The organism is Qipengyuania sp. YIM B01966, from assembly GCF_016461955.1.
Classification (GTDB): Bacteria; Pseudomonadota; Alphaproteobacteria; order Sphingomonadales; family Sphingomonadaceae; genus QFOP01.
In genome coordinates this window covers 1-9,277 of the sequence record NZ_JADMNM010000018.1, presented here as the reverse complement: position 1 = coordinate 9,277, position 9,277 = coordinate 1, and the positions used below count along the sequence as shown (strand labels likewise).

General features: G+C 60.3%; 10 protein-coding genes. 1 reads left to right on the top strand and 9 read right to left on the bottom strand.

What is annotated here, in order from left to right; translation table 11 throughout:
* The 6 genes from ILT46_RS11740 to ILT46_RS11715 form a co-directional block, all read right to left on the bottom strand.
* The coding region (locus ILT46_RS11740; RefSeq protein WP_199504831.1) for an ArdC-like ssDNA-binding domain-containing protein at positions 1–225 on the bottom strand (225 nt) is incomplete at its 3' end.
* Positions 226–446: 221 nt separating this feature from the next.
* Positions 447–3,194: a MobF family relaxase gene (gene mobF, locus ILT46_RS11735; protein ID WP_199504830.1), complete on the bottom strand. Its 2,748-nt coding sequence runs from the start codon at positions 3,192–3,194 to the stop codon at positions 447–449.
* Complete coding sequence (locus ILT46_RS11730; RefSeq protein WP_199504829.1) at positions 3,194–5,014, bottom strand: type IV secretion system DNA-binding domain-containing protein; 1,821 nt, start codon at positions 5,012–5,014, stop codon at positions 3,194–3,196. Before ILT46_RS11730 ends, mobF begins: the two co-directional genes overlap by 1 nt.
* Complete coding sequence (locus ILT46_RS11725; protein ID WP_199504828.1) at positions 5,011–5,385, bottom strand: hypothetical protein; 375 nt, start codon at positions 5,383–5,385, stop codon at positions 5,011–5,013. Before ILT46_RS11725 ends, ILT46_RS11730 begins: the two co-directional genes overlap by 4 nt.
* A gap of 201 nt (positions 5,386–5,586) precedes the next feature.
* Entirely contained in the window at positions 5,587–6,102 is a 516-nt protein-coding gene (locus tag ILT46_RS11720) for a hypothetical protein (protein WP_199504827.1), read from the bottom strand.
* Positions 6,103–6,144: 42 nt separating this feature from the next.
* Positions 6,145–6,336 carry a helix-turn-helix transcriptional regulator gene (locus tag ILT46_RS11715; protein WP_087910441.1) on the bottom strand — a complete coding sequence of 64 codons (192 nt, stop codon included), beginning with the start codon at positions 6,334–6,336 and terminating at the stop codon, positions 6,145–6,147.
* 347 nt (positions 6,337–6,683) lie between these two features.
* Here ILT46_RS11715 and ILT46_RS11710 point away from each other — a divergent pair, with 347 nt between their 5' ends.
* Positions 6,684–7,277, top strand: a complete 594-nt coding sequence (locus tag ILT46_RS11710; RefSeq protein ID WP_199504826.1) for a hypothetical protein — start codon at positions 6,684–6,686, stop codon at positions 7,275–7,277.
* Here ILT46_RS11710 and ILT46_RS11705 read toward each other — a convergent pair.
* The 3 genes from ILT46_RS11705 to ILT46_RS11695 form a co-directional block, all read right to left on the bottom strand.
* Positions 7,274–7,954: a nucleotidyl transferase AbiEii/AbiGii toxin family protein gene (locus ILT46_RS11705; RefSeq protein WP_370592434.1), complete on the bottom strand. Its 681-nt coding sequence runs from the start codon at positions 7,952–7,954 to the stop codon at positions 7,274–7,276. The two genes, ILT46_RS11710 and ILT46_RS11705, sit on opposite strands and share 4 nt — an antisense overlap.
* A gap of 4 nt (positions 7,955–7,958) precedes the next feature.
* Complete coding sequence (locus ILT46_RS11700; protein WP_160771022.1) at positions 7,959–8,222, bottom strand: hypothetical protein; 264 nt, start codon at positions 8,220–8,222, stop codon at positions 7,959–7,961.
* Positions 8,223–8,423: 201 nt separating this feature from the next.
* A complete protein-coding gene (locus ILT46_RS11695) occupies positions 8,424–9,158 on the bottom strand; it encodes a thermonuclease family protein (RefSeq protein ID WP_199504824.1) in 735 nt (244 codons plus the stop codon).
* Positions 9,159–9,277 lie beyond the last annotated feature (119 nt).

Below are 9,277 nucleotides of genomic sequence, written 5' to 3'. Positions count from 1 at the left end.
TGCCATTGGTGCTGACGGGGGACAGTCCTGCGCTTCGGCACTGGCCCAGAGGGCGAGGACGTTGACGCCGCGATAGGCTTTCCCAGTCGCTGCATTCATGGGGCGCGAAAGCGGGGCGGTGCTGCGATGCCAAGGGAGTGAGAAAGTATCGGTGCCGCGTTCAAGGGCGGCGATGATCTGGTTGGTGATCGTGTCGTAAATGCTGGCGGTTGTGGTGCTAGCCATGGTGAAAATCCTTCGTCCAATCGTTGGGAACGCGGATGAAGGGACGGGCCGGATTGGCCGGACGGGTCAGCGGTTACGCGAAACAGGCAACACGGGAGGGCGTGAGCCCGAATGGAGCGGGCGGGCTGTTGATCCCGCCCGGTACGGGCTGTCGAAGAGGAGCAGTTCATTCCAACGGCAGGGCGAGGGACGCCATGGCCTGCCACCGCCAAGGCGTTTGATCAGCCCAACCCAGCACCCATTGCCTTTGACTTTCCGGCCTCGGGAGCGCTCACGGTCATGGCCGTCTGCTTCTCGCCCGCACGTTCGTAGATCGCGCGAACAAGCCTGTCCTTGTCGTCGGTTACAACCACCGCCTCGGCCCTGGCGCGCGACAGCGCGACATAGAGCATTTTCTGATCGACCAGATTGGTGGAGCGACTATCGGCGTGGATCAGGACGCGCTCGGCGGTCTGGCCCTGCGCGGCGTGGGCGGTCTGGACATAGCCGTGGCGCAAGTGAGTGTCGCGAGGATCAGAGAGATTGAGCTTCTGCTCGCGTCCGTTGGCGAGCTTCACGGTTGCCCGGCCACGGTCGGAATCGATGCGGGTAATGGACCCGCCAAGGCCATTGACCCGCCCGGCCTCGCGGTCGTTGCGCGTGAACTGCACGCGGTCGCCGATGCGGAGTTCCATCGACTTGGGCTCGAACACCTCGGCTTTGCCTGCACCCCACTGCCGAGGATGCCAGTCAACCGACCTTCCATCGCGGCCTTCCAGAGCAATGCGCCCGCGTTCAGGATCGACATCGGCGATCGCAAGGCTCTCGCCCCGGCGCACGCCCTTAGCGGCGTAGTCGCGGCTGAACCGGACAACATCGCCGATGGAGTAGCTGGCTGCCTCGCGCGCTTCGGCACGGGTCAGGCCTTTCGCTTCAAGCGCGTGGAACAGGACGGCCTCCGCTGACAGCTCGCCGCGTCCGGTCAGTTTCGTGCGGATCATGTCAGTGAGCTTGTCGCGGCCCTCGCGCGATGGCTCGATGACCAGGGTTCGCGCGCGCTCTGAGGGCGACAAAGTCAGATAGTGTCGGGCCATCGCCCCAAGGCGCTCATCTGGCGTTGCGCCCTCGATCACCTTGCCGTCGCCACGTTCAAGCGCGGCCAGGGCCTTACCCGCGTGACCCTCTATCGAGGCCATGACGGCTTCGCGGGTCGCGGCATTGGTCTGCCGGACCACGTCGGCAAGTTTCGCGGTCGCCATGCCTGCCTGCTGCAACTGGGCAAAGGCGGCACCCGCGCCGACCGAGCCCAGCTGCTTGACGTCGCCGACCAGAACAAGCCGGGCTCTTGCCTTGTCGGCACGGGTCAAGAGCTTTGCCATGTCGTAAGCTGAAAGCATCGAGGCCTCATCGACAATCCAGACAGCGTCCTGGCCCGCCGTCTTTGCCTCGGGTGCCAGCAAATGCCGCGCCACCGTATCGCCACGCAGGCCGAGCGCTTCCCCAAGAACGGTCGCCGCCGATGCTGTCGGCGCAAGCGCAGTAACGGCGAGCCCATGACGCCGGGCCTCACGGGCATAGGTCGCGAGAACTGTGGTGGTTTTGGCGGTCCCGGCGTAGCCTTGGACAGCAGTGACGCGGTCCCGCGAGGTGAGCAGGTCTGCGGTCGCCCGCTTCTGGTCTTTGGTCCAGGCATAGCCGGATCGTGCCGACTGCCGCGCCGGGCGTTCGATGGTTCGTGCTGCCGCTAGCGGAGTTGAGAGCGATTGCGCCATACCGCGCCCCGCTTCCTCCAGTCGCAGCATGGTGCGCTCGATTGCGATGGCCTGCGGCGTCGTGAACCCGGCAAACTCCGCGCCGCGCCGGTCAAGGAAAGTGCGCGGTACGAGTTCGCCCCGCTCTCCGGCCTCGGCAATCGCTGCGCTGATTGTGCTGTGCCCTGCCTTGCCAAAGGCAAAGTGACCAGCCTCGCGCGCCAGCGTGCTGGCCGCGAAAACGGCCTCTCGCTCAGACAGCTTTGCAGCGGCCCAGGCCACCGCCTGCCTTGCCAGCATTTCCGGGCTGGCGGTTGCTTCGCTGCTCTTGGCCCGCTCTCTGGCTTGACTGATCAGCCTGTCTCGCGCTGCCTTGTCGAACCCGTTGGCATCGGCAGTCGCCCGCCAGTCGGCTCGCAAGGTGCGATGATCCGCACTGGTCTTGGCCTCGCGCGTATCGAGCGCGGCGATCTGCTTTTCGGCGGCACTGGCTTCCGCGCGGCTCGTGCCGCGCTCGGCAAGCCGGGCATCGATTGCTGCGGTGCGCTGGCTGAGCGCATCAATGGCCTTCTCCGAAACCCCTGCGATCTCGAACAGCGAGTCTTTCCCGGCCTCAATCTTGTACCCCAGCGCGGTAATACCGTGCGCCAGTTCCTGGCGGTAGATCGCGCCGATTTCCTTTTGCAGCTGGTAGAAGGCGCGGGGTTCAAGACTGCGCCAGTTGCCATCCTTGTCCTGCGTAGCGTTGATCACGACCGCATGGGTGTGCAGCTGCGGGTCCTGCGCCCGGCTCGTTGCATGGCGGAAGGTTGCGATGGCGAGATTGCCGATCACTTCGCGCCGGACTTCGCCGCCCTGTCTGATCCGGGTTGCCGCCATGTGCTTCTCGACATGGGCGAGCGCCACTTTCACCGCCGCGCCATGCGCCTTGATCAGCCGCTTGTCTCCGGCAACCTCGGCCATGATCGAGACCGACTTGGGCGCCGAAAGGGTGATATCCCAGCCTGGCCGGTGTTCGACCTTGCCATCGCGCGTGGTGCCGAGTTGCTGTCCGGCAACTCGACCTTCGAGCAACTCGGCAAACTTCTCGCGATCGACCTCGCCTGACAGGCCCAGCTTCTCTGCTGCCTCGCCAAACCATTCGGACGGAGCCATGCCGCCTTCGGTGTAATAATCGTCGGCCTCATAATAGCTGGCCGCCTGACCGGCACTCGACAGCGCCGAGACCGATGCAACCATCAGACCGGTCCCGGTTTGGCGTCGGGCTCGGCACCCTTTGCGATCTCGCTGACCCGGCTCCAAAGCGTGCCCGCCGGATCGCCTGGCACATAACCGGGCTGACGCGGATTCCCACGCCGGGTGATGTGATCCGCAGTAAGGCCAATGCGCGCGACTGGCAGGCCATCGGGAAGTAGCAGATAACCCTGATGTGGACTGAGCCGCAGTTCGCTTTCGAGCACGGCGGGGCGGAAGTGGCGCTGGGTCGCGATGGTCGTACGCGGCACCTCACTGCCAATCGACAGCGTGTCGGTGGCAACGCGCAATTCCACCTCGCACTGGCCGATGGTCTCGCTCGCCCATTTGCGCGTTTCCTGATCGACCGTTTGCAGAAACAACTTGGTGTTGCAGCATGCCAGCATGGCCTCGGCGATGTTCGCGCCATAGCGATTGCGCATCTGACCGAGCGCCTGGAAGGTGAGCACGATCGCCGCACCAAACTTTCTTCCTTCTGGCAGCAGACGAGCCAGGTTCTCGACGCGTGGAAGATCAGCCAGCTCGTCGAGTACGAACCAGATGCGGCGGCTCGGCGATGGCGACAGACCCAGCACCGCACTCGCAGCGCATTCGAGCCAGCATGCCATGAGCGGCTTGGAAGCTTCGAAGTAGTCTTCCTTGCGAGGGACGAAGATCCATGGCTTCGCGCCCTCGCAGTCGTTGAGTTTGGCGATGAAGTCGCGGAAGGCGAAGCGGTCCTCTCCCTCGTCTTCGACCTTGAGGAACTGGATCAGATTCGCGGCCTTGGCGAGCATGAAAAGCACACTTCCGGTGGCGCGATCGGCGTCGTTGGCAAAGGTGCGGGCAGACGACGTATGCCCCAGCCATTCCTTCAACTGCTCCTTGTCCTTGACCTGCAAGGCCTCAAGCAAGGCTTCGAGGCTGCAGTTCTTTTCCGACCAGAGCGAGCGGATCATGTTGGCGACAAGAATGCGGCTTGTTTCGAGCCAGACATCGTCATCCTGACTGCTGGTTTCCGATACAAGTTGGCGCGCTATCCGGTCGGCATCGGCGGGATGCGATATCTCGTCGAAGGGCGTCCAGAAGGCGGAGCGCGCATCGAAAGGATTGAGAATGATGTCGCCGCGCGCGGGGTTGTAATAGTGGGCGATGAACTCGCCCGATGTGTCATAGACCAGCGCCGATTCGCCGCGCCTTTCGATGCTGTCGAGCATCTGGCGAAGGGCGGTGGTCTTGCCGCTACCGGTGGTGCCGAGAAAGGCGAAGTGACGGGTCTCGATCCGGCGCGGGACGGGGACCGGGCCGATGCGCAGAGCGTCGCTGCCGCAGAGCAATGTTGTCTGTGCGGCGACATCCTCTTCATCCGCCACGCGGGTGCCGCCAATGACCCGGTCGGCGAGCGTATCCTTGCCTTGTTCGGACATGGTACGCTGGAGGACCCAAACCGTGAACAGGCCTATCACAAAGCCAGTGACTGCACCGCCAACAATCACTTTGACGACCTGCCAGAAGGTATCGGTGAAGAGCGGTTCAGAGGCAAACCAGACGGCGGAAACGGTCCAGCGCTGGCCCTCCATTGCTATGTTCATCTTGATGTCGGTGCCTGTCAGCGAGCCCAGCAAGGTCAGCACATTGGCCCATGCATACTGCAATGCGGTCGTTATCGCGGGGCCATGCAGTAAGAACTGCGGGGCGATGAATGCTCCGGCCCCCGCTGCACCAAGAGTGATCGTCGAAAAGAAGCGAAAACGCTGCTGCCATTGCGCCATGCGCACACGCCACAAGGCATGGGCGCGGGTGACAAAGTCGATGTTCGAATTCATGGCTCAATCTCCAGGGCGAGCGAGCGCTGACGCTCGAATGCGGCGCGCGCTTCCGCTGCAATTGTCTCGTCGGACTTCTTCGTTCCCAGCGCGGCATGGCGGGCGTAGGCGTAGGCCGCGCAGGCGGTGAACAGGGTGCGGTCGAGCACCCGTTCGGTCTCGGCGAGGCGCTCCGATATTGCCCCGATCTCGCGCGCCAGTTCGGCAAGATCAGTCTCTTTGTCGGTGCCGTGCAGGACCGAAAGGAAGCCCGCGTCGATCACCTTCAGGAGCATCGCATACTCCGACATTCCACGCCGGTCGGCGATGCCGGACAGCGACCGTGCCTGCGAAGGATTGAGGCGGATGGTTCGCTTGATGTGGCTCGCCATGATCACCTCCCGCGCGCGCTCGAAGCGCGCTTTGGAAGTGGCAGAATTGCGAGGGTGTGAACGCTTCGTTTCGGTGAGCGCGCTATCCGCGCGCTCCAGAAGCCGCAGAAATCCTCGATGCACACGTGCGTGGGGTGTGTATGAAAATTGCGGGTCCGATACGCAGTATCGTGGCCCCTTCTTTCTCCAGCCTTTCTCCGGTCAATTGGCATGTGCGTCATGCTCCATGCTTGCCGTTGGAGGCGTCGCAGACAGGATCAGATTTCGAGCGACATCGTCGTCGAAATACCGTTCGCGGGACTGGCGTGAAGGCAACCGGCGATCCGCCATATCGGGGCGCGTGAACCAGCGAAGCAGGGTCAAGTCGATTGCGGACCGAACCTCATCTGCGATCGCGTTGGTCTCTTCTGGCGTGAGGTCAAGCCACCCGAATTCGGTACGAAGCTGGCTGCCGAGCGGATATCCGGTTCCGTCCCGGCTCCTGTAGATCGGGCCCTCGACAGTGAGGCAACAATCTTGCCCCTCAAACCGCTCGCGGACAGGGCGTTCGTACCAGAGCCAGGGCTGCAACGTGTGGCGACGGGCGCGCCCATCGGCGTTGTCTTCGACGAGCAAATTGATGAGCTGGGCCGTGCGATCTTCTTCGTCAATCGGAAGGCTGGCGATCAGCCAGCTATGCTTCTGCAGGACTGCGTTGATCAGGGAAAGGATAGACATGGGGGATTGGCTTTCTGCGGGCCATTGCCCGCTTTGGAGGGGTCAATAGCTGCGCAGGGGGAGGGCCTCGATCCACTCCTCGATGTCAGTGGAACGCCAGCGGATACGTCCGCCGCCAATGTCGATGGGATGAGGAAAGGCACCCCGGCGGATGCGTCGCCAGATCGTTGTCCGGCTGCGAATGCCCGTGAGGCGCATGACCTCATGGCAGGTGAGTAATTCAGTATTCGGCACGACAGGCTCCTTTGCTTCAAGGTTCTGTCACCGAAGCCGTGTTCCCCCACGACGATGGGTTGTCCTTCAAATTGCCGTTGCGGACTGTGCGATAAGACGTTCAACTCAGCGCCACCAAGCTTCGGTGACGCGAGCAATGCTATGCGAATCGCAATGATGTAGGAAAGAACAAAAATAGAACATATGCCGTTCCACACTGGCGGATGGACAATGTTGGATCGCTATGGACAGTCCGGGACTGGAAGAATTTTTCCCGCTGGTGTCCGCTTCGGGCCAATGCAGGACCGATTCTACTGTTCTGGTGCAGCGGGAGACCGGTTTTCGCGCGAATCGCAGCTTGAGCCTACATGACAAGCAAACGCTCTTTCGCTTTGCACGTTGATGCGGACATGCAAAGAAAACGCGAAAATCTTTACACGTTAGCGGAATTACGGATGCAGCAACTTGGGCCGGACAATGCCATTTGGGATGATGGCGAATGGATCAGTTGGGACGAGATCAACGAGCAAATCCAGTATAAGGAATGGCGGGCAAAATATCCCAATGCCGATCTATCGCTGGTCTCGATTTTCGAGAACTTGATCGCCACGGCTGAAGATTATCACCTTCACACAGGGAAGCACCTTCAGGTGTATGGCGATATCGGAGAACTCTACGGGGCGATCACGCACGGCATCAAGTTGCACCGCAACTACGCTCAAGGATCTGACGGACGGCTCGGCAATGACCTGGTCGAGGTCAAGACAATCACGCCTTTCAAGAGCAATGACCGGGTCACGCTGAACCTCAGACGGAACTTCAGCATGGTCTTTCTGGTCAAAATCACGTCTGACTTCGAGGTTCGCGGGAAGCTCATTCCACGCAAGGCCTTGCCACGTGTGAAGGGTGACAAGCTGGTTCTTGAATGGGCGGATATTGGGGCGGAGCGAGGGGAGCCCTAGGCGCCTAGCGTTGCACGCAACAGCTGCACTGTAATCGCCTGCGCTTCCTCAACCAAGTGACCGTTATGATCGCGGTACATGAGTTGCTTGATGATTGAGCTAGCGAACTCAGGCTTCATATTCTCCGCAGCTCGAAGGGCATTCGCACATCGATCAACTCCACATTCGCGGAGGGCATTGATCACGTAGTCTTGGCCCAGCTTTTCGTTGGTGGCCGCGATATCGAACATATCGCGTGGCTGCATCGATGCACCGCGATAGTAGACCTTCTTAGCAACTATCTCTGCCGGAGTTTCCTGCCGGATTGTTCGCCCCCGTAGCTCACTGACCTGTGATGGCTCTGGCGTAATGTCGGCACAGCAAATGAAGTCGATTTCACCAATGTCCTCGAAGATCAGTTTGAGGGAACCTGCGCCGTCTGTTTTGTAGGTGTCCGGCATTCGTTCGAGTTCAAACCCCTGCGTCTCGGGATTGAGGTAAGGGAGGAATTGGGGATCGGAAAGGAAGAGGTCGATGTCATGGCTCTCGCGATGATCGATCTGGAGCATCAATGCAGTCCCACCTCCGAACGACCAATCTGGCTCGCGGCCAACGGCTTCGGTGGTTCGCGCGATGATGTCGGATGCCAAATCAAATAGAAGCGGCCATTGGCTCGGCTGCTGTCGAGGCGAGATCACTTTCTCAGGCTGCCAGAGGCAGCGAGTACCCAGCCATCTTGGAAAATTGGCTAGCGACAGCTTTCGCCATATCCTCATTGACCTTCATTTCAGCCATGAAGGCTTTCTGGATCGCTGGTGCCACTTCCGAGAAGAAAGCGAAGACGCTGGCGTCACACGTTTCCACACTCGATGGGTCAGCGATGAGCGCAGCGAGTTGATGAGCGGAATGGTTCGCCCCATAGGGGGCGTTCACCGTTGCCAGAACCTGTGCAGTTAGGTTGCTCATCTTAAACCTGCGGAATCGATCTCAGGGTGAGAATATACGCTTCATGCGTTAGCAAAACAAGAATGTTCGAACATAGGAAGAACGCAGAGGGCCAATCCGCGATTTATCCCGCATTTTTCAAAAATCGCGTTTTGCGGGATAAGAGCCCCTCGATTGCAGACGCGCTCGGACATCGCTGCGATCCCTTAGAGCTCACTCCAGTCATCCATTCAAATTGCGCGAGTGACGGCATCTCGGAAAATTCGTGCATCCGAGAAAACGCCCGAAACGCCCGCTCCTCTCGACGATCTGGCCATCGCAGCCTTTCATCGGACACGAGATCGCTGACTCAGGTACGTCGAAGAGAGGCGTTTGAGGAGCAGGCTTTGGTTTCGCCCGACGAGCCCTGTAGCGCTGCTTTTTGAATTCCCACGGATGAACGTTGTCGTCATTTGCCCAGATGCCGCGTCGATTTCGCTGAGCATCGTCAAGCGCCTCGAAGTAGCTTTCATCGGGTCCATAGCGATCGAGCACCCATGCCCATCCATTGAGGATCATTTCCAATTCGATGTTGCGGTGAGATGGAGCAGTCAGTCCCCGAAAGAATTGCCCGAGCTGGGAAGCCGGGTCGTTAGCCTCATTGCTCTGATCCATCTGCAAATAGGGCACGGCTACGATCCGCTTGTGTCGATCGACAATGCCGCCAGTGTCCATTTTCATCAGAATGGCCAGATCGACATGCTTTCCGCCAATGAGCGATTGAAGGAAGTCACGCGCTTCGATGCCGCCAGGCTGCTCCATCTCCGGAGCATCGATGAACCCCAGCCTGATTGTCACTTCAAGGCTTGCTCCTCGTCGGGGGTTGTCGATACGGGTTAGGAAGCCATCGCCGTCAAAGACCTTGAGGACAGGCACCCGAATGGTTTCGGAACCGGGATCTTCAGGTGCGATAAGCAAACGCCAATTCTCCTCCTCAATGCAGCGAGCAGCATTGTAGCAGAGTTGATTATCGTTTCACTTAGCATGCCCTTTTTCGGAGCTGGTCGGCCATGTGTCCCCCGTCAGCACCAATGGCA

Bases quoted from the DNA above. Each gene is read 5' to 3' on its own strand.
- ILT46_RS11720 (WP_199504827.1), bottom strand. From the start codon at position 6,102: ATGTCTATCCTTTCCCTGATCAACGCAGTCCTGCAGAAGCATAGCTGG.
- mobF (WP_199504830.1), bottom strand. From the start codon at position 3,194: ATGGTTGCATCGGTCTCGGCGCTGTCGAGTGCCGGTCAGGCGGCCAGC.
- ILT46_RS11700 (WP_160771022.1), bottom strand. From the start codon at position 8,222: ATGAGCAACCTAACTGCACAGGTTCTGGCAACGGTGAACGCCCCCTAT.
- ILT46_RS11725 (WP_199504828.1), bottom strand. From the start codon at position 5,385: ATGGCGAGCCACATCAAGCGAACCATCCGCCTCAATCCTTCGCAGGCA.
- ILT46_RS11730 (WP_199504829.1), bottom strand. From the start codon at position 5,014: ATGAATTCGAACATCGACTTTGTCACCCGCGCCCATGCCTTGTGGCGT.
- ILT46_RS11710 (WP_199504826.1), top strand. From the start codon at position 6,684: ATGACAAGCAAACGCTCTTTCGCTTTGCACGTTGATGCGGACATGCAA.